Consider the following 19,386-nt stretch of genomic DNA (forward strand, 5'->3'; position numbering starts at 1 on the left):
TTACGACGAAGCGGCTTCTGACGCGGCCGCAGCGGGCGATGCCGCCGCGCTCGACGCCGGCGCTCCTTCGGACGCCGCGGCGGGCGCCTTCGGGCCGGCGGCGGCCGCGCCGCTTGCCGCGGCGGCGGACTTCGGATGCGCCGGCTGGATCTTCGCGCCGTCGTTCAGACGATCCGTACCGTCCGTCACGACCTGGTTGCCGGCCGCGAGACCCGACTCGATCACCGTATTCCTGCCGTCGCTCGGGCCCAGCTTGACCTTGTGCACGGACACCGTGCTGTCCGGATTGACCAGATAGACGAAGTCGCCCGGCGCGCCGGACTGCACCGCGGCGCTCGGCACGAGCACCGCGTTCTGCATCGTGTCGACGAGCAGCTTCACGTTGACGAACTCGTTCGGGAACAGCGCTTCGTCGTCGTTCGCGAAGGTCGCGCGCAACGTGATGGTGCCGGTCGCGGTCGCCATCTGGTTGCTGACCGCGTACAGCGTGCCGGTTGCGATCTCGCGCGAGTTGTCGCTCGAATACGCGGTGACCGGCAGCTTCGCGCCGGTGGACAGACGCTGCACGATCGACGCGAGCGAATCCTGCGGCACCGTGAACTGCACCGTGGTCGGCTTCACGGTCGTAATGACGACGATTCCGGTCGTCGACGACGCGGTCACGTAGTTGCCCGGATCGACGAGCCGCAAGCCGACCTTGCCCGCGATCGGCGCGGTGATGCGGCAATACGCGAGGTCGAGATCGAATTGGGCGATGTTGGCGAGATCGACCTTCACCGCCGCTTCGTCCTGCTGCACGAGAAACTGCTGATCCGCGTAGGTCTGCTGCGCGATCGACTTGCGCTCGTTCAGCTGGGTATAGCGCTCGAGATCGGCGCGCGCCTGCGCGAGCAAAGCGCGGTCTTTCGCGAGCGTCGCCTCCGCCTGCTGCTTGCTGATCTGATACTGGCGCGGATCGATCTGCGCGAGGAACTGTCCTTTTTGCACCTCCTGGCCTTCGTGATAGCCGACCTCGGTCAGATAGCCGCTCAGCTGCGGCAGCACGGTCACGGTCGCGATCGGAATGACGGTGCCGAGCTCGCTCAGCGTGACCGGCATCGAACCGAGCGTCGCCTGCGCAACGGTGACGACGATCGCCGCGTTCTCGCGCGCTGGCTTCTTGCGCGTCAGCAGATGAACCACGACGAGCGCGACCAGCACGAGCAGGACAACCGCGAAGATGATGAGCCCGCGTCGCGAGCGCTTTGGCGGCGGGGACACGGTTTCGCTCATGTTGATCTCCGGGAACGGATATTGATGTCAAGATTCGGCTGGAAGCTCGTCCTCTGACGGGACTGCGCAAAAGTGACACGGTTCGCGCGCGTTGTCATCAGTCGAAGCCCTCGGTACTGTTGTTATGAAGACGTAAGAAAGCGGGGCGCGACTTTGGTGTGGGGCATGCGTGAATCTAGCCGGCTTGCGCAGGGCTTGAGTTACAGGGGTGCAATATGTTGGCGGGTGAAAGGGTTGGGGTATCGATCAGGCGGCGCGCGGGCGGCGGACATCCGCATGGGTCGAGTTTTGAGCGCGGCGGGACATCGCAACATGCGGTAACAGACGACAGCCAAATGAAAACCGGGCCGTCCGTCCAGAGTCGTCACATTCGTCCGATATCATCGCGAGCCAGCGTCGCGCCGCGACTGTCACGACACCCCACAAGCTCGCCCCGATGTCCATCACCGTCAATTTCCCCGCCGAAGTCCGCGACTGGATCGCCGCCAATCTTTCGCGCGGCGTCGCGCCGCAAGCGATCGTCAACGAACTGGTGAGCCGCAACAACGCGGCCGAGCTGGCCGCGGCGATGGTCGAGGCGGTCGCGTCGGCGTTCCTGTACGGCATGGCGCTGCCCGGCGACAAGCTCGAAGTCGGCGGCGCGCCGCTCAGCTATCAGCCCGAGCCGCTGCGCGTGCCCGAAGGTCCTCTGATCCAGCTCGGCGAGCGCAAGGTGCGCGTGCTGTCGCGGCTGCAACGACCAGCCGCCGTGCACCTCGCCAACTTCCTGAGTGCCGACGAATGCGAGCAGCTGATCGCGCTGGCACAGCCGCGGCTGGACCGCTCGGCCGTCGTCGATCCGGTGACCGGCCGCGATGTGATCGCCGCTCATCGCAGCAGTCACGGGATGTTTTTCCGTTTGGGCGAGACGCCGCTGATCGCGCGCATCGAGGCGCGCATCGCGGAACTGACGGCGACGCCGGTCGAGAACGGCGAAGGCCTGCAAATGCTTCACTATGAGGAAGGCGCGGAGTCGACGCCGCACGTCGACTATCTGATGACGGGCAACGCAGCGAATCGCGAGTCGATTGGCCGCAGCGGCCAGCGCATGGGCACGCTGCTGATGTATCTGAAAGACGTGGAAGGCGGCGGTGAGACGGTGTTTCCGCAGCTCGGCTGGTCGGTCGTGCCGCAGCGCGGGCATGCGCTCTACTTCGAATACGGCAACCGCTACGGGATGTGCGATCCGAGCTCGCTGCACGCGAGCACGCCGCTGCGCACCGGCGACAAGTGGGTGGCGACCAAATGGATTCGCACGCGGCGCTTCGTGCCGCGCATTCAGGCTTGAGAATGATCGACCGAAGCGGGGACGGCTCGTGCGAGCCTTGGTCAGCTTCGCGCTGCTAGCCGAGGCGGGCTGCGGCGCGAAGCCAGTGTGAGTAGGGGCGCGTCAGACGCCGCGCCCTCTAAGCAAACTGATCAGAACTGCTCGATCCACGTGGCGAGGCGGTCAGCGGCGAACTCGTTACCGCGCTGCGCCGGCCGGAACGCGATCGCATTGCCTTCGCGTGCCGGCTGCAATGCACCGTCAGTGCCGTCGAGCCACAGCAGGCTCGCCAGCCATGCCGCGTGGCCGCTCGACACCGCGTTGTTGCCCGGCTCCGCGAGAAACTCCGCGAGCGTGGCCGGCTGGTCGCACACGAGACCATCGCCTGCGCGGCGCACATTGATGCCAGCCTCGGAAAACGCCCCGGCCAGCGCCGTCAGCGCGTCACTCGCCGTCACGCTCGCGCCGCCGTGCCGGTTGCGCAGCGTGGCGAGATGCGCCGCGACCGCATGACCGAACGCGCCGCTGCGGGCACTCTCGGCCGCGATCAGGTCGGAGTAGTCCTGCAGCAGCCAGTCCGGCTCGGAGTTCGGCACTTCGGCGAGCACCGCCGCCGCAAGATACGTCTCGACCGGCTGGAAGCGCTCGGGCCCGATCAGCGTAGCCGACAGCGAACGCACCAGACCAATGCGGGTGGCGACCACCTGCTTTTGCAGCACGCCCAGCTTCTCGCGCACCAGCGTGTCGCGCTCCTTGCGCAGCTCGGCCAGTTCGAGCGCCTGCTTCAACTCCATGCGCAGCGCCGTGATGTCCCAAGGCTTCTTGATGTAGCGATGGATATGGCCGAGGTTGACGGCCGCGACGGTCTGATCGATTTCCGAATACGCGGTGGTCAGAATCCGCACGACATGCGGAAAGCGCTCGCTCGCGTAGCGCAGCAGCTCGTTGCCGAACTCGCCCGGCATGCGCTGGTCGGAGACGAGAACGCCGACCCTGTCGCCGTGCTCGTCGAGCAGCGCCTTGCCCTCTTCCACCGAGCCGCCAGTCAGGACCGGCGCCAGGCTTCCGATGGCACGCTGGAAGTACTTTACGGCGGTAGCTTCGTCATCGACGAAGATGATCGCCGGCGCCAACTCCTCTGTGGCTTTTGCTTCGTTCATCAACAACTCCTGTGCGTTTGACCTTTGATATGGGGGAAATCCAGCACTACGGTGGTGCCTCCCCCCGACGTGGACTCGATCCTGAGTCCGCCGCCACAGGACTGCATGACACGGTTGCATAGAATCAGGCCCAAGCCGTTCCCCCCGGATTTCGCGTGCGTTGTAATTGGGTCCGTCAACAGGCGGTCTTTGATCTCGGGCGGAATTCCGGGCCCGTTGTCGCAGATGCCGATGCTCGGGTGGGGTTCCGTCGTTACGGTAAAGCGCACCGACGGCGACGGCACATCCGCGAGCGCGCGCAACGCGTTGGACAACAGCGACGACAGCACGAGCGCCACGCAGTTCGGCTGCGTGAGCACCGCAAAGTCACTTTCGACATCGACATGCACCCACGAGCGCTGCGCGGTCGTAAACGGATACGTATCGAGCAACGCCGAGATCAGCCCATGCGCGGTGCTCTCGATACGCGCCTCGTCGCCCTCCTGTTGCCGGCGCCGCCCGTTGTGCACCGAGCGCCAGAACGACGACACCACCGCCATGCAGTACTGCGCACTCTCGCGCATCGATTTCGCGGCGCCGAGAATTTCGCCTTCGGCATCGCGCTCCGCGTCGGTCCGATCTTCGATGCTGTGCGCGTTCAACGCGATCGCCGCGAGCGGCGTGTTCAGTTCGTGCGCGATGAACGCGAGGGTTTCGTCGATCGCGATCAGACGCTGATTCTGCATCGCGCGTTCGTGGTAGCGGTCAAATGCCAGTTGCAGCGTATCGCGCACCGCCGCCGGCTTCAGCGGCTTTTCGAGGATGCGGAACACCTCGCCGGTGTTGACCGTCTGCAACAGCATCTCGACGTCTGCGTAAGCAGTGACCAGAATCCGCACGATGTGCGGATACTCCAGCGCCACCTGGCGCAGCAGGTCGCCGCCGTCGCGCCCCGGCATGCGGAAGTCCGTGACCAGCACCGCGATCCGGGCACTGTCCTGCTCGAGGATAGCGATGGCCTCGTCGCTGCTCGTCGCGAGCAGGACCTCGTAATCGGCACCGACGGTGCGCGCGAAATATTTGCACGCCAACTCTTCGTCATCGACGTAGAGAAGAGTGGGCTGTGTCTGACGGATGTCATTCATGGTGTTTCTCAGGGTGCGGGCGACAGATCGAAACTGAACGCCGCCCAACTTCCCAGCTCGCTCTCGGCAAACAGCAGGCCGCCGTGGCGCTCGATCACCGCATAGCTGATCGACAGTCCGAGGCCCAGGCCCTGTCCCACTTCGCGGGTGGTAAAGAACGGTTCGAACACGCGCGCGATATTCTCCGGCGCGATGCCCGGCCCATTGTCTTTCACCGTCACGTGCAGGCGCTCTTCCGTCCATCTGACGTTGACGTGGATCGCCGGCGCGGGCGTGCCCGCCTTGCGCATCGCCAGCACCGCGTTCGACAGCAGGTTGATCAGCACGCCGATGATGGCCGCCTCGTCGCCCTGCACCAGCGTATCCGCGGGCAGCTCGCGCGTCACGGTGACGCCGCGCAATTCATGCCCGACGAGCCGGATCGCCGAATCGAGCGCCTTTTCGAACAGGAACGGCGTGCCCAGCTCCGCCTCGGCGCCGGGCTTGCGATACGCGAACGTCTTCAGGTCCGACACGATGTGCTGGATCCGCTGCATGCCCTGCCGCGCATCGACCAGACATTCCTGCAGCGTCGGCTCCTTCTTCGAGATCGGCTCCTCCAGAGCGACCTCGATCGCCATCAGGCAGAAGTTCACCGGGTTGTTCACTTCATGCAGCAGGCCCGCCGCGAGCGTACCGATCGCCGCCATTTTTTCCTGCTGCAGCAGTTGGCCCTTGATGTCGAGCAACTGCCGATTGATCACTTCGAGCTCGGCGTTCTTCGCGGAGACCTCCGCGTTTTTCTCGGACACCTCGGCCTTCAGGCGAAACAGCATGAAGCGCACGCGTTCATTGAAGAACGTGTAGACCGCACTCGCGGCCGCGGCGAACAGAAGCAGCAGAACATTGACGGTCAACGTGCCGAGCGGCAAGCCGTCATGCGGAGGCAACAGGCAGGCCAGCAGATACAGAAGGCACGACAACACGCCAAACACGAGGTTTTGCCACAAGCCGAACGGCAAGGCAATGCCGGACGCGAAGATGGCCAGATTCAGCCCCATATAGTAAGGCGACAGAACGCCATCGGTGCGCCAGATCATCCATGAAATCATCACCTGCGGCAGCAGCAGCCAGGACAGCGTCAGCCATGGAGTAAGCCGTCGTCCCATGTCGGTGTCGAGCAAGGCGACGATACCGCCGATCATCAACGACACGAGCAGCCGCGCGAGCGCGAACGACGTCTGATACTGCGGATACTGCGCGTAATCCAGCCCCACGCCGAGCAGCACGAGCGCAATCGCGGTGCACGCGCCGCCCCGGCTGAACGTGACGCGAAAGTCGGCCAGCTCGGTTTGATAGCCGCTCTGCAGGGGACTGGTAGTCATGGACAGGGATGTCGACACGGTTTCAGAGGATCGTTGCTTCCGCGAACACATTCACCCCGGTCTCGTCGACGTAGAGCTTCTGGTCAGTGGAGTTGGGGGGAAGCAGCGAGCTCATGCCGCTCTCGTTCCGATAGATCAGGTACCACTCGAGCAGATGCTCCATCCCGTACTTCTCCGGATTCGCGGAATGGACGTTGGTGACCAGCAAGTGGCCGCCGGGTCGGGTGCGAGCGGCGAAGTAACTGAGCAGACGTGCGCAGACCTTGTCCGACAGATAGTCGAACAGACCGGCGCAGTACACCGCGTCGAATTCGCGCGCGGAGGGGTCCGTGGAAATCTTACGCTTGAGCAGGTCGTGCACCGACTGATGCACCATTTGCACCGAGGCTTTATGGCCCGCGGCGTGCGCCGAGCTCTCGATCGCGTCCTTCGTAAACGCCAGCGTTTCCTCGCTGAAGTCGACCAGCTCGAACGACAGCAGCTCCGGATGCGGATATTCACGCACGAACCGCTGGATCTCGAAAGCGGGCCCGCAACCGACGTTGAGGATGCGGAACGGCCTGCCGGCCGCGCGCGCCGCCTCGGCCTGCCGCGTCAGAAAGTCGATCAGCAGAGTGATGCGGTTGCGGTGCGCGGTCGCGACCGCCGCCTGCAGGAACGCGGTATTGACGATCTGGAAGTAAGTGGTCGGCCCCTGCTGCGGATCGCTGAGGATCTGATTGACCATCTCGTAGTCGCCGGCATAGCCGAGCGGCTTGGTGAACGTGCGGTAGACGAACGGCGCGCGCAGCAGCAACGGATGCAGCGCCGATTGCGCATAGGTGCGATGCACGGGTGCGATCTCCGCGTCGACGCGCTCGGCTTCTTCCTCGAGACGGTCGAGGTAGGACTTGATCTTGAGCATGATCGGCGTGGCAAGCTCGTAGAACAGGTCCTCGCGCAGCCGGCCGCCTTCGGTCTTCGGCAAGCTCTCGGTCAGATCGACCTGCTCCACCCAGCGCGACACTTCCGACAGGAACGCGCGCATCTCGTTCACGACGATCTGATAGTCGCGGCGGATATTGAAGCGCGCGTCCCAGTCGCTAATAAAGAGTTCTGCTTCCCGCCCGACCGACTTCGCTTCATTGGGCAGAACGCTAAGCTCGCGCCATTCGTCGATGAGTGCCAGTGAAACCACCGCGGTCAGACCGGTGTTCACCAGACTCACCACCACCGCCTTGCCGAGATAGGCATTCTTGGTGCCCATGCGCACGCTCAGCTCGCTTAAGACCTCGCTGACCTGCACGATGGAATAGGGGTTATAGACCTCCATGACCAAAGACTTTCTCTGGAGGTTAATGATCGTCCCACGCACATGCTCGCGCTGCGAGTTGCGGAAGCTGACCACCGGGTCGATTTGCGTTTGAGAGTACACGGTATTAGTACCTGAGGAATCCGGGAACGCAGCAGGGTGTTGGAGAAGTCCAGTGAATGGCTGCCGCACGCACGACACCAGCGACAAGTCGTGGACGCGTTTCAAACCACAGTTGAGCTGGAAACACCAAAGCCCTTTGCCAGAATGGCTCCAGCGGCTTGCAGTGTAACATCAACAGATTCAATTCTGAATGAGGTTCAATTTAGGTTGAAACGTATACGCAAGGTTTTCTCGCGAGCATGTCCATGCTATAGAAAGCCGTTTTTGCAAAGAATAATTTGAAACGAGTTGGCGACCGCGTTGGCGCAATCGCCGACAATTCGTTTCCCGACAAAGACTTGCAATCGCATTGCCACGACGGCGACACGCTCCGCTATAGAGGAGGTGCGTTACTTGTGCCTTTCCGATCTATGCCCGTTGGATAGACCGGCGCTTTGACGCAATACCGTTTCGAGAGTCGAAACGATGTGAAATGAAGCGGCAATTGATGCCTCGTGCATTCGCCGAATAAGCTTTTTTGTTTTAACGCAATTCAGGTCCGGCGCGGCAAACGCTTTTTTTTAGCTTCGGCGCGAGTGCCGTCGACAATCGAGCGGCTCGCGCACTCGTCGACTCACTCGTGCAAGGCCAAACCTTTCACGGCCTTGTCGACGGCTTTCTTCGGTCCGTGCAGCGCGAGACCAACGAGGTCGAGATTGGCCGCGTCCTCGGCGCGAAACACTGCGCGGTTCGCCGCGTCATGCCCCGTCGAAAACATCGCGTGCACATACGGCACGATTCTGAGCTCGCGCGACAGCGCCTGCCGATGCGCACCCTGCAGACCGGAGCGGTCGGCGGCGAACACCATCATCGGCTGGCCGAGCATGCGGCCGTAGCGGTGCCCGGCGGCATCCTCGTAGGGCTCGCCCAGCGCATCGGGCGCCGCGGCCGCGACGCCGGTCGCGAGAAACGCGACCACATTGAGCTTCTGCCAGACCGCGAGATCGCTGCGCACGATCAGCGCCACTTTGGTATCGAACATGACGACTCCTTCGTTGAGCCGCTCATGATCGACGATGCCGCGCGATCAGTCTGGAACGTTTGTGCACATCTGCCGGTACGCGGCTGGCGTCATCCGATACGCGCGACGAAACCAGCGGCCGAGATGGCTCTGGTCGGAGAAGCCGACTTCGGCCGCGACCTGCGCGGGCGTGCGGCCGGCCGCGAGCAGGCGCCGCGCGGCGCGCAGGCGCAAGCGCACCAGATACGCGTGCGGCGACGTGCCGAACGCGCGCTGGAACAGACGCGTCAGCCTGAATCGGTCGATGCCGGCAACTTCGGCGAGTTCGTCGAGCCCGGGACTGCCGTCCATCTGTTCGTGCAGCAGATCGCGCACCCGCGCGATCGCGGGCGACGCGGCGGGGTCGCCGGCGAGCGGCGCGTCGCGCAACTGTGCGCCGAGTCGCAGCAGCAGACGATCGAGCGTCTGGTCGCGCGCGAGCCGGCCCTCGTTGCCATGAATCGCGACGAACGCCTGGCGGATCGCATCGACGAGAGCATGGTCGTCGACGAGCGTATGGCCGAACGCCGCCTCGACGCCGGCCAGTCCCGGCAGGTCGAGCCGGCGCGCCGCGCGCTCGACCCAGGCTTGCGGCAGATACAGCATCGCGTACGTGAAGCCGCCCGCCTCGGGCGCGTGACCGTCGTGCAGCGCGCCGGGCTCGATCAGGATCGCGCGGCCCGGCACGCTGGTGTGCAACGACCGATGACACTGGAAGCGTTGCACGCCCTGCTCCGTGTAGCCGATCAGCATGTCGTCGTGATCGTGCGGATCGTAGGCGTGGCCGCTGAAATGCGCGCGCAGGCTTTCGATGCCGGTTTCGGCATCGCGGCGGGCGGTTAGCCAGTTAGCGGGATCGAGTGGAGTGGGCATGGGTTGGAGCTGACGGCCCGCGGGCGATGCGGCCAGCGGATAGTGTACGGCAGCGTGGGAATCGGGATCGGCGGGGACGCCAGCGCCAGGCGCATGCGAAGCGAGCCGCGACCGGGTTCACGGCTTCTTCGAGCGCGGCGGCCGGGCGTTGACGAACGGGTTATAGCCGTGCGGGCTCGCCGGCCGATCCTGTTGTTGGTTCGCGCGGCGGCGCTTGCCGGATGGTTCGTTGCCGGACAATTGCGCCAGCAGTTCTTGCGATTCCGTTCCCGCTTCCGCTTCCGTTTCCGCTTTGTCCGCCGGAGGTGGGGCTTTTCTACCCCGTCTCGCGGGCTTTGATTCGGCTTGCGAGGCGGCGCCCGCGATGTGTTCGATCACGGACATGAATGATGCCGATGCCGATCGAAGCGGCTGTCCGGGCAGCATCGTCAGCGCGACGATTTCGTGCAGTGAACGGCCATCTACCGAACGGCCCTGCACGGTGCTATGCCAGTCGACATTCGCTTGTGCGAAAGCGCCGACGACACGTTCGAGCACCGCCGGCGACAGCACCCCGCCGTCGTACAAGCGGATGACGACGCTCTCGAAAATCTGAAACGCGCTGATGTCCGTTGCTTTCGGCGCCACGGTTTGTCGCCTGGTGAGTTTGTCTTCCGGTTTCAGTCAGCAAATGGCATGCCGAGGCTAACGGGTCGAGTCGTCGGTATCGGTCTATGTGAGCAGTAGCAACGCGTCCGCCAGTGACAGCACCGTCGTGCGTGAATCGAACGCCGTCGCAAACAGATGTTCATGGACCACCTGGTCCGGGTCGTAACAGCAATCCTTGACCGTGTACAGGCGAAAGTCCGCGTCGCTCGCGTACGCGACCGAGGAGAGCACGACTCCGGTCGACGCGATGCCGACCATCATCAGCGAATCGATACCTTGCGCGGAGAGTCGCGCCTCCAGATCGGTGCCGAAGAACACGCTCGCACGATGCGCGATGACGAGTGGTTCGTTGGCCTGCTGGCCCAACTCGGGCGCGGTCCGGTCTTCGCGGAAGAGGCCAAGTTTTTTGATTCCCTGCCCGTTCCTGTTTAACGGGCTGACTTCCGGATAGCCCGGACTGAACCGGAGATTGGCGAAATAGACGCTGACGCCTTTGGCCCGGGCCGCGTCGCATAACCTGCGCGTATTGGCGAGCAACGCCGGCGCGACCGATGGAAACAGTCCGAGAATGTCGGTCTGATAGTGCATCACGATGAGCGCGGTTCGCGATGGTGTGATGGCCTCGTTCGCGATGTCGTCAGAACCTGCGTTGGTTGTCATTGCGCCACCTTTATCCCGGTTCCACTTCCTGTTGTCAGAGCGGCCGTTCCGATGCCGTGGCAATCATACGCCCCCGCCCGCTTGCTACACTACGTACCAAGGTCGCCGGCACTCCCGCAAGGGTAATGAAGCACCTGCGACGTAACTTCGCAAAAACAGAGGATGAACATCCAAATGACGCTTTCGACGAGAAAATTTGGTCGTACCGGCTGGAATGTGTCTGAAATCGGTTTTGGGGCATGGGCGATCGGCGGCTCGTGGGGGAGCGTTGCGGAAGATGACGCCAAGGCCGCGCTGAACGCCGCGCTCGATCACGGTGTGACGTTCATCGACACGGCCGATGTCTACGGCGACGGTCGCTCGGAACGGATCATCCGGGACGTGCTGCGGCAACGAGGCGGCGAACGTCCCATCGTCGCTACGAAGCTCGGGCGCCGACTCGACCCGCATGTGACCAGCGGCTATCTGAACAGGCGTGAGCTCGAAGCGTTCATCGACCGGAGCCGCTCGAACCTCGGCGTCGACACGCTCGACCTGGTGCAACTGCATTGCCCGCCGACCGAGGTGTACTACCGTCCCGAAGTGTTCGACGCAATGGACGACTTCGTCGCCGCCGGCAAGATCCGCTATTACGGCGTGTCGGTCGAAAAGGTCGAAGAAGCGCTGAAGGCGATCGAATATCCAAATGTGGTTTCGGTCCAGATCATCTACAACATGTTCCGTCAGCGTCCCGCCGATCTGTTCTTCAGGCAGGCGCAAAAGAAAGACGTTGCGGTCATCGCGCGAGTGCCTCTGGCGAGCGGCATGCTCACGGGCAAGCTGTCCGCGGAATCGGTTTTCGCGTCGGACGATCATCGTGCATTCAATCGGCATGGCGAGGCGTTCGATGTCGGCGAAACGTTCTCCGGCGTGCCCTACGACATCGCGTTGAAGGCGGTCGACGAACTGCGCGGCCTCGTACCCGTGGACGCCTCGATGGCGCAACTGGCCCTGCGCTGGATCCTGATGGAGGATGCCGTCTCCGTCATCATCCCTGGCAGTAAAAACGCCGCCCAGGCGGCGTCGAACGTATCGGCCGCGAGCCTCGCGCCGCTGTCCGACGAGCTCATGCAGCGGGTCCGGGAAATCTATCAGCACCATATCGCGCCCCACGTCCACCAGCGCTGGTAAAGGCAACGCGGTGGCGGCTGCGCCGCGGGCGCATTCGACATGCAGGGAGCACTCGGAGTAAATTGTGCTGGCACCTCGACTCTGGAGAACCTCATGACGGACATCGCACTTGCACGCAAAGATGCTTGCCTCGCAGTGGTTCATGCGGTACTGACGGACTTGAGCGACGACAGCAATTTGATCGGCGCGGCGCTACGTGTTGCGGATTACCTCGTCGACGATCTCGAAGGCAAGATCACCGAGACCGACGCGATCCTGCTCGCCGTCACCGCGCTAACCAAGATCAATCGCGCGATTCGCGAGTGGAACGACGTGGACGGCAACGCGATGGACGCGATGAGAGTCGCGGACTTCGTCATCGATGAACAAATGAACGGGTACGACAGCGCAACCATTCCGCATCAGCCTACTTCGTCCGCGGAAAGAATCGAGGCGCGAGCGGCCGCGGTGATCCGCCCGACGGGGTCGCCGGTACGGCCCGTTCACCACTGAGTTTCGACTCTCACTGCGGGCGCGCTACCGCCGCCCGATTCAGCGGCTGGAGGGTCGCCATCGCGAGCCCCGCTCCAGCGAACGCACACGCGGCGCAGACGAGCGCGACGGCGCGCAGCGCGTCGGTCATCGAATCGGCTTGCGCGCGCGCCACGGCTGTGTCGCGCGGCGCAGGCGAGGCGCTTGCTGCCGCTCCCGCTTGCTCGACCGGCGCCAGCAGTTGCCCGCTCTGGCGCACATCTTGCGGTACGTGCAGTTCGTCGAGGCGCGCCGATAGCGCCGCGTGATGCGACCACAGGAAGACGATGCCGAGCACCGCAATCGCCAGCAGGCCCGCCACGCGCGCAACCGCGTTGTTGATGCCGGACGCTACGCCTGTGCGGTCGCTAGGCACCGCGCTCATCACGGTCGTGGTGAGCGGCGCGACGGTGATCGTCATGCCGAGCCCGAGCACGACGAGCGCGGGGAAAAATCCAGTCAAGTAGCTGCCGCGCACGAACGGCAGCGCCAGCAGCGTGAAGCCGATTCCGGCGACGCCCGGGCCAACGGTCAGCAGCGCGCGCGAACCGAAGCGGCTCGTCAGACCGCCGGTGAAGCGCGATAGCAGACCGATGATGAAAGGCACCGGCAACAGCGCCGCGCCCGCTTGGGTCGCGCTGAAGCCATGCGCGCGGATCAGCGTGAACGGCAGGAAGAAGAACGCGCCGCCAAGGCCAAAGTAAAGCAGCAGGGTGACGAGATTGGCACCGGTGAAGTCGCGCGAGCGAAACAGATCGAGCGGCACCATCGGGTTAGGGCTGCGCGCCTCAACGATCACGAATGCCGCGAGTATCAGCACGCCGGCGCCAATCGCACCGAACACGAGCGGATGCGCGAAGCCACGCGCCGATGCTTCGGTCAGGCCGAACGTCAGCGCGGCCAGTCCCGTGGCCGCGCTCAGTGCGCCGGGCCAGTCGATCTGTCGCGGTGCATCGGCGCGGTGGCTGTTGGGCACCGCCAATATCGCGAGCGCGATCGTCAGCGCCGCGAGGGGAACGTTCAGGAAGAAGATCGCGCGCCACGACCACGCATCGACGAGCCAGCCGCCCGCCACCGGCCCCACGGCCGACGTGATCGCGCCGACGCCCGCCCAGGTGCCGATCGCCCGTCCGCGCGCGGCGTCGTCGAACACCGCGCCGATGATCGCGAGACTGCTGGGCACGAGCAGCGACGCGCCGATGCCCTGAACCGCGCGCGCGGCGACCAGCGCAGACGCATTCGGTGCAAACCCGCAAGCGGCCGACGCCAGCGTGAAAAGCCCGACGCCCGCAATGAACACCGTGCGCCGGCCGAGTTTGTCGCCCATCGATCCGCCGACCAGCACGAGGGAGCCGAGAAACAGCAGATACGCGTTGACGACCCACTGCATCGCCGCGACGCTCGCGCCGAGTTCGCTCTGAATGGACGGCAGCGCGACGTTGACGACGGAGCCATCGATGAACGCCATGCTCGAACCAGCGATGGTCGCGGCGAGCGCGAGCCGCTTGCGCCGGCATGGGCGGTCAATCGTGAGGGGCTGTGTGCGGATGACGAGCTCGTCGCACGGACTCGCCTGCGCGGCAATGATGCGCGCCGTATTCGGCTTGGCCACGTTTCCTCCAGTGCTGGTCGATGGAGACTTAGAGCCTGTGCGTGCCACCGAGGCTAGTCAACCCCGCAGCGCAACATCGCGGAGCGCGTTTTGCCCATTCGGAGCGCCCGGCGCCGCCGGGCGGGACGCCAAGGACTTCGCCGGCGGACGGTTACAGGCGATAATCGGTCGGAAGCAATCGATCTGAAAAGGCGGAGAAGGAATGGACAAGCAAGGTTTCACCACTGGCATCGTTCACGGCGACAGAACCGCGGGCACTGAGCACGGCGCCTTGCGTCAGCCAGTTCATACGTCCGTGCAATATGGTTTCGAGCGCGTCGAGGACCTGATCGGCGTGTTCCAGGGCACGAAGAAAGGCGGCTTCAATTACGCACGGCAAGGCACCCCCACCACCGCCGCGCTCGAGCGCAAGATCACCAGCCTCGAAGAAGGCGTCGGCACGGTCTGCTTCAGCACCGGCATGGCCGGCATCACCGCGACGTTCCTCACGCTGCTGCGCGCGGGCGATCATCTCGTGTCGAGCCGTTACGTGTTCGGCAACACCAACAGTCTGTTCGGCACATTGCGGGCGCTCGGCGTCGAAGTGACGACCGTCGACGCGTGCAACCTCGACGACGTGGAGAACGCAATCCGGCCGAATACGCGCATGGTGTTCGTCGAAACCATCGCGAATCCGGGCACGCAGATTCCGGACCTGCAAGGTATCGGTGACGTGTGCCGCGAGCGCGGCATCGCGTACGTGGTCGACAACACGATCACCTCGCCTGCCTTGTTCAAGCCAAAGGCGGTCGGCGCGAGCCTCGTCATCAACTCGCTGACCAAGACCATCGCGGGTCATGGCGCCGCGCTCGGTGGCGCGGTGACGGATACGGGCCTGTTCGACTGGAGCGCGTATCCGAATATCGCCGACGACTATCGGCGCTCGGCGGCGAAGGATCAGGGGCTTCTGCAGATCCGCAAGAAGGGCTTGCGAGACATGGGGGCGTCATTGTCGTCCGAGCAGGCGCACTCGATCGCGATGGGCGCGGAAACGCTCGCCTTGCGTGTGAAACAAAGCAGCGACAATGCGCTCGCGCTCGCGCAGTTTCTCGAAGGGCACGAAGCGATCGGCAAAGTGTTCTATCCTGGCCTGAAAAGCCATCCGCAATACGAGATCGCTCAGACGCTGTTCAAGGGCGCCTCGTGGCTGTTGTCGTTTGAATTGCTCAACGCGGATCGCATGGTCGAAGTCGTCAACGCGCTCAAGCTGCCGGTCAAGGCGACCGGTCTCGGCGACACGCGCACGCTGATCATTCCCGTTGCGCCGACGATCTTTTTCGAAGCCGGGCCGGAAACGCGCAAGGCGATGGGGATTTCCGACGGCATGCTGCGGCTCTCGGCGGGCATCGAGGACACCGACGACCTGATTGCCGATTTTGAGCAGGCGCTGAAGTTGGCGGCGTAGTTGGCGGGACTTTGAAATTGGAGCGAGACTGGTGCGCCGGTCTCGCTCGTCCCACTGCTGGCAGTGCTACTTTCTGCGCCGCTGATTCATCAGCTTCACGATATCGGTTGTCGGCCCGGTGGTCACGAGGCGAGGAATGTCATCCAGGTGAAACCAGCGACACCTGGATATTTCGTTACTCGGGCGAGCTTTGGCGCGATTCGGAATTTCGCAGGAAAACACGTGATGGTGCTTCTGCTTGCCGCGGAAGTCGAAAAGGTGCTTGGCTGACTTCCCGGAGAGTTGTGTTTCTTCCTTGAGTTCCCGAAGTGCGGCGTCGGTGCGGTGTTCGCCGCGCTTGAGAATCCCGCCCGGCAAAGCCCACTTTGATGCACTACGTGCGACCAGAAGGATTCGCTTACCTCTGCGACAGATCACGGTGGCGCGTTTCTTCAAACCGGACTCCCACTTATGCCCTGGATGCTCTCAAGACGCTCACGACGCGGCGGCGTATCGGGCGTTATCAGACATAGTTGAGCATGCTAATACAGAACCGCAGAATGCGGTGATGTTTTCGAAGCGCGGACCATGAACGCGCGGCACGGCAAAGCCTGTCATCAGCGCGTCACAATCGCGGCGGTCGATGCTCCCTGTGGTAAGGTCTCGGCAGTATATTTTTTCCGATTCGAGGCTGCAATGGATATGGATGGTGACTGGTCCTTGCCACGGCCAAATGCGCTCTTCAAGGTCAACCGCCGGACGGCCGGTTCATCACTGTCTAAATCGAGTTCCATTGCCAGTACCTTCTCGTCGCTCGCGGCGCCGGTGGTGGCTGAAGCCGTGCAAAGGGCAAAAGAGCTATCCACGCAGAGCGACGCCGAAGGGTTTCATCAGCTTCGCGTTGCTTTCAGAAAGCTTCGGGCTTTGTACTGGGCGTACTCCCCATACCTCGGAGACGAATCGACCGCCCAAGTCACAGAAGAATTCAAGCGTCTTGCGGCCGTCGCAGGCGGAACGCGTGACTGGGACATAGCAGGCGATCTGCTGAAAGCCGCCCAGCAGTCCGGCGCATCGATCGAACCGCTGGTGGCCGCGGCGCGCGAGAGGCGAGCGCAGGCGGTCGTGCATAGTCAGACGATGATCAAAAGCGACGATGTCGAGGCGTTCCTGAACGATGCCCTGCTTCGCGCGCAAACCACACTGCTGTCGCGCTGCGACGGTCTAGCCATTCGGGCGTTCGCCGAAAAGCGTGTCCGTTTAGCGCAACGCGCACTTCAAAAGCGCAGCAAACGCGCTGCACGTAGCGTGGACCCCCACGAGGAGGATCTCCACGATGTCAGAAAGGCAGGCAAAAAACTGAGGTACCTGCTGGAGTTTTTTCAACCCGTTATCAAAGGCGGACACAGTCGCACCATCAAGGAACTGACATCCGTGCAGAACAAGCTGGGGCAGTTCAACGACATTGCCGCAAGCGAGGCGCTGATTCGCAACGCGTCCTTCAATGAAGTTCCACCCAAGGTCGTGCAGGAATCGCTGCAATGGTTGGAAAAACAGAAGTCCCTACGGATGCAGGCGGCATCGCGACAGGTTCGAGCCATCTCTAGCTGAGACGGGCCGGATCAGTTCGTTGATACTCGCTTTGCGTCATCTCCGAATAGCTTCTTTTGCGCCACGCTGCAAATCCGTCTTTGATGTGGGCATTGCCAGCAAACACAATCGACGATGTGATCGGCAGCGACGTTCTGGTGACCGTCAATCAGGGCGTGATCGCGACTAATAACGGTCTGAATTACACGATTACGATCACAAATCCCGGTTCGCGTCCGGTTCCGCACAATCTGAATATCCAGGACTGGAACTGAAATGTCGAAAATCGCTGTCATCAGCCAAAATGGCAAATTGGTAGGAACCTGGATACCGCCGCAGAACGCAAGATCTCGGGTGCCGATTTCAGTCCCCGTAGCCGGGCCCAATCAGACTCTTCACGAAATCGACATTGAGGACCCAGAATCCTTCGTGCGCCGGAAGGCTCTTCCCGAGTTGCACAGCTTGGTCAGACAGCGTTTGGGGCTCAAATAGATCGGTGCCACTCGACAGTGGTCTTCAGCGAGCAGACCCGCCGCAGTCCTGCAGAACAATGACGACCCATTCTGTCGCTTGAGCAATCGAGAGGATTACACGCTAGACGCCTACTTCTTCATTACCATCATCTCGTCGAAGTTCACGGGACAACTCGAATTGGCCGGATGCCTTCCCGCCGCAACAACCACGAGACGGTCGTCGCGCAAATCCGCTTCCCAATTCATCTCCGAAGATGCTAGCAATATTGGTTCTTCACCGCACATGGTGCGCACTGCAGCCACCTGGTTTTTGTAGTGCGTTTCCTTCAGCAGGAGGTAGCCGGTAACGCTTGCCGCAGCGAGAACCGAATTCGCGATGGCGACGGCGACTACCACATGGAATAGTTTCCGAGCGGATGAAAAGCCCGCAATGACCAGAAAAGGGACCATATAAAACATCGGGACGTAGCGGGCCCACCACGATTGCGGATGTAGCAGCACGCTCGCTAACGTCGCGAGAAGAAATATCTTCGCAATCTCACCGCCGCCTCTCCTCCTCCAGAACAAAGAAGCGATGCACGCAATAAACATAACCCCGAAGAAGGGTCCGAATGCGCCAAAACGCGTAGCAGCCGTGTGCAGCGCGATAAACGCGTCGCGCAAGTGCGCATATGACGGGACGAAGGTAGGCTCCGCGTTCTCGCACGGCCTGCAATCCAGCGGCAGCGAGAAATACGAGAGGAATATCCTTTGCAAAGGATTCATTGCAAGAAAGTCTGCTGACACTCTTCCACCGATGATATCGATCTTGTCGCTGCCCAGCACGGGGTAGAAAAGGTGTTTTCCAGCGACTATGTTCTCCACGTACGGCGAATAGCCGATCACTACGACAGCAACAAAAGACCAGATGACCAGCTCTCCGATAACTCCCCGGTTCTGAGTCAGAAAGCGTCTCTTTTCGCCGCCAATAAACGCCGCTGTGAAGAGAACAGCGATCGAGATAGCGGCGAAGGCCGGTCCTGTCAGCTTCGAGCCGATCAGAAGCACGAGTGCGATACCTAGTTGAACTCTGGAATAAGGCCTACGCTTGAGGGCGAAAAGCAAATGGACCGAAAAGATGACCCAGCAGAAGTAATGCGCAGCGTCGACATAAAAACTCGTCACCTGGCCGAGCACCACCGGGTTATAAACGCAGCAAGCCGAAGCAATCAGTGAAGCTCTGGCAGATATTCCCGCTGACTGGAGCACACGCATTAGAGCAACACAGGCAGGAACACTGAGCAATAGCGTAAATGACTTTCCACTATTGAATCGTGAAGCCAGAACCTTGGCCGTGTATGCAAAATATTCAAATGCCTTGGGGTAGTGTTCGGCCCAGAAGCTTCCGCCCAGTGCATCGGTATCGGCAATGCCGTTCAGGGTGTGATCTATCGATAGCGGTGTCGCGACGTGGTAGTTCAAGCCGTCAAAACTGAATTCCCGCAGGAATCCGAACGCAAACAACACCACCGCGATGAATAGTACCGTAACGATCGTGGTGCGCCATTCGAAACGGGAAACATAGCCATAGATGACGACGGCTACAACGATCGCGAACGCCCAGATTCCCGCCAGCACGCCGCTATTGATGTCGAAGTTGTAGAGGATTGCGGCATATAGCGACGAGCCGAATACGAAAATGAGGATCTGGTCGCACAGCTGCGTCCAGTTCACACGCTCGAGGGCGGCTTGCATCCTCATCGATTTCCGCG

At 62.4% G+C, this 19,386-nt stretch carries 18 protein-coding genes; 6 read left to right on the forward strand and 12 right to left on the reverse strand.

Going from position 1 to position 19,386, the window contains the following annotated elements; translation table 11 throughout:
• The gene (locus AB3X94_RS03955; protein ID WP_176106907.1) at nt 1–1,272 is read right to left on the reverse strand and encodes an efflux RND transporter periplasmic adaptor subunit; all 1,272 of its coding nucleotides are present in this window, start codon (nt 1,270–1,272) and stop codon (nt 1–3) included.
• A gap of 436 nt (nt 1,273–1,708) precedes the next feature.
• On the opposite strand from AB3X94_RS03955, the gene AB3X94_RS03960 reads away from it, so the two are divergent.
• On the forward strand, nt 1,709–2,599 hold the full coding sequence (locus AB3X94_RS03960; protein WP_176106908.1) for a 2OG-Fe(II) oxygenase: 891 nt from the start codon (nt 1,709–1,711) through the stop codon (nt 2,597–2,599).
• 131 nt (nt 2,600–2,730) lie between these two features.
• Here AB3X94_RS03960 and AB3X94_RS03965 read toward each other — a convergent pair whose 3' ends face one another.
• The 8 genes from AB3X94_RS03965 to AB3X94_RS04000 all read right to left on the reverse strand — a co-directional run bounded on the left by AB3X94_RS03965 (nt 2,731) and on the right by AB3X94_RS04000 (nt 10,860).
• Nucleotides 2,731–3,738 carry a response regulator gene (locus tag AB3X94_RS03965; protein ID WP_176106909.1) on the reverse strand — a complete coding sequence of 336 codons (1,008 nt, stop codon included), beginning with the start codon at nt 3,736–3,738 and terminating at the stop codon, nt 2,731–2,733.
• On the reverse strand, nt 3,738–4,862 hold the full coding sequence (locus AB3X94_RS03970; RefSeq protein WP_176106910.1) for a hybrid sensor histidine kinase/response regulator: 1,125 nt from the start codon (nt 4,860–4,862) through the stop codon (nt 3,738–3,740). Before AB3X94_RS03970 ends, AB3X94_RS03965 begins: the two co-directional genes overlap by 1 nt.
• An 8-nt stretch (nt 4,863–4,870) precedes the next feature.
• Complete coding sequence (locus AB3X94_RS03975) at nt 4,871–6,226, reverse strand: sensor histidine kinase (protein ID WP_176106911.1); 1,356 nt, start codon at nt 6,224–6,226, stop codon at nt 4,871–4,873.
• 22 nt (nt 6,227–6,248) lie between these two features.
• The gene (locus AB3X94_RS03980; RefSeq protein WP_176106912.1) at nt 6,249–7,640 is read right to left on the reverse strand and encodes a class I SAM-dependent methyltransferase; all 1,392 of its coding nucleotides are present in this window, start codon (nt 7,638–7,640) and stop codon (nt 6,249–6,251) included.
• Between the two features lie 613 nt (nt 7,641–8,253).
• Nucleotides 8,254–8,661 carry a DUF2000 domain-containing protein gene (locus tag AB3X94_RS03985; protein WP_013092622.1) on the reverse strand — a complete coding sequence of 136 codons (408 nt, stop codon included), beginning with the start codon at nt 8,659–8,661 and terminating at the stop codon, nt 8,254–8,256.
• Between the two features lie 45 nt (nt 8,662–8,706).
• Nucleotides 8,707–9,552: a helix-turn-helix domain-containing protein gene (locus AB3X94_RS03990; RefSeq protein WP_368610829.1), complete on the reverse strand. Its 846-nt coding sequence runs from the start codon at nt 9,550–9,552 to the stop codon at nt 8,707–8,709.
• Nucleotides 9,553–9,669: 117 nt separating this feature from the next.
• Nucleotides 9,670–10,179: a hypothetical protein gene (locus AB3X94_RS03995; RefSeq protein ID WP_368610830.1), complete on the reverse strand. Its 510-nt coding sequence runs from the start codon at nt 10,177–10,179 to the stop codon at nt 9,670–9,672.
• Nucleotides 10,180–10,263: 84 nt separating this feature from the next.
• A complete protein-coding gene (locus AB3X94_RS04000) occupies nt 10,264–10,860 on the reverse strand; it encodes an isochorismatase family cysteine hydrolase (protein ID WP_368610831.1) in 597 nt (198 codons plus the stop codon).
• 174 nt (nt 10,861–11,034) lie between these two features.
• Here AB3X94_RS04000 and AB3X94_RS04005 point away from each other — a divergent pair, with 174 nt between their 5' ends.
• Both AB3X94_RS04005 and AB3X94_RS04010 read left to right on the forward strand, forming a co-directional pair.
• Entirely contained in the window at nt 11,035–12,030 is a 996-nt protein-coding gene (locus AB3X94_RS04005) for an aldo/keto reductase (protein ID WP_368610832.1), read from the forward strand.
• A gap of 93 nt (nt 12,031–12,123) precedes the next feature.
• Nucleotides 12,124–12,522 carry a hypothetical protein gene (locus AB3X94_RS04010; RefSeq protein WP_368589765.1) on the forward strand — a complete coding sequence of 133 codons (399 nt, stop codon included), beginning with the start codon at nt 12,124–12,126 and terminating at the stop codon, nt 12,520–12,522.
• A 10-nt stretch (nt 12,523–12,532) separates the two neighbouring features.
• Here AB3X94_RS04010 and AB3X94_RS04015 read toward each other — a convergent pair whose 3' ends face one another.
• Entirely contained in the window at nt 12,533–14,152 is a 1,620-nt protein-coding gene (locus AB3X94_RS04015; protein WP_368610833.1) for a DHA2 family efflux MFS transporter permease subunit, read from the reverse strand.
• 202 nt (nt 14,153–14,354) lie between these two features.
• On the opposite strand from AB3X94_RS04015, the gene AB3X94_RS04020 reads away from it, so the two are divergent.
• Nucleotides 14,355–15,596: a cystathionine gamma-synthase family protein gene (locus AB3X94_RS04020; protein ID WP_176106919.1), complete on the forward strand. Its 1,242-nt coding sequence runs from the start codon at nt 14,355–14,357 to the stop codon at nt 15,594–15,596.
• Between the two features lie 66 nt (nt 15,597–15,662).
• On the opposite strand, the gene AB3X94_RS04025 is transcribed toward AB3X94_RS04020, so the two are convergent.
• Nucleotides 15,663–16,031, reverse strand: coding sequence for an NUDIX hydrolase (locus tag AB3X94_RS04025; RefSeq protein WP_176106920.1), 369 nt, complete (start codon nt 16,029–16,031; stop codon nt 15,663–15,665).
• Nucleotides 16,032–16,271: 240 nt separating this feature from the next.
• On the opposite strand from AB3X94_RS04025, the gene AB3X94_RS04030 reads away from it, so the two are divergent.
• Together AB3X94_RS04030 and AB3X94_RS04035 are read left to right on the forward strand one after the other, a co-directional pair.
• Nucleotides 16,272–17,183, forward strand: a complete 912-nt coding sequence (locus AB3X94_RS04030) for a CHAD domain-containing protein (protein WP_368611017.1) — start codon at nt 16,272–16,274, stop codon at nt 17,181–17,183.
• 92 nt (nt 17,184–17,275) lie between these two features.
• Nucleotides 17,276–17,437: a hypothetical protein gene (locus AB3X94_RS04035; protein WP_368610834.1), complete on the forward strand. Its 162-nt coding sequence runs from the start codon at nt 17,276–17,278 to the stop codon at nt 17,435–17,437.
• A gap of 327 nt (nt 17,438–17,764) precedes the next feature.
• Here AB3X94_RS04035 and AB3X94_RS04040 read toward each other — a convergent pair whose 3' ends face one another.
• Nucleotides 17,765–19,369, reverse strand: coding sequence for a hypothetical protein (locus AB3X94_RS04040; protein WP_246391959.1), 1,605 nt, complete (start codon nt 19,367–19,369; stop codon nt 17,765–17,767).
• Between the last annotated feature and the right edge of the window lie 17 nt (nt 19,370–19,386).

The organism is Paraburkholderia sp. BR10923, assembly GCF_040948765.1.
In the GTDB taxonomy this organism is placed as follows: Bacteria; Pseudomonadota; Gammaproteobacteria; order Burkholderiales; family Burkholderiaceae; genus Paraburkholderia; species Paraburkholderia youngii.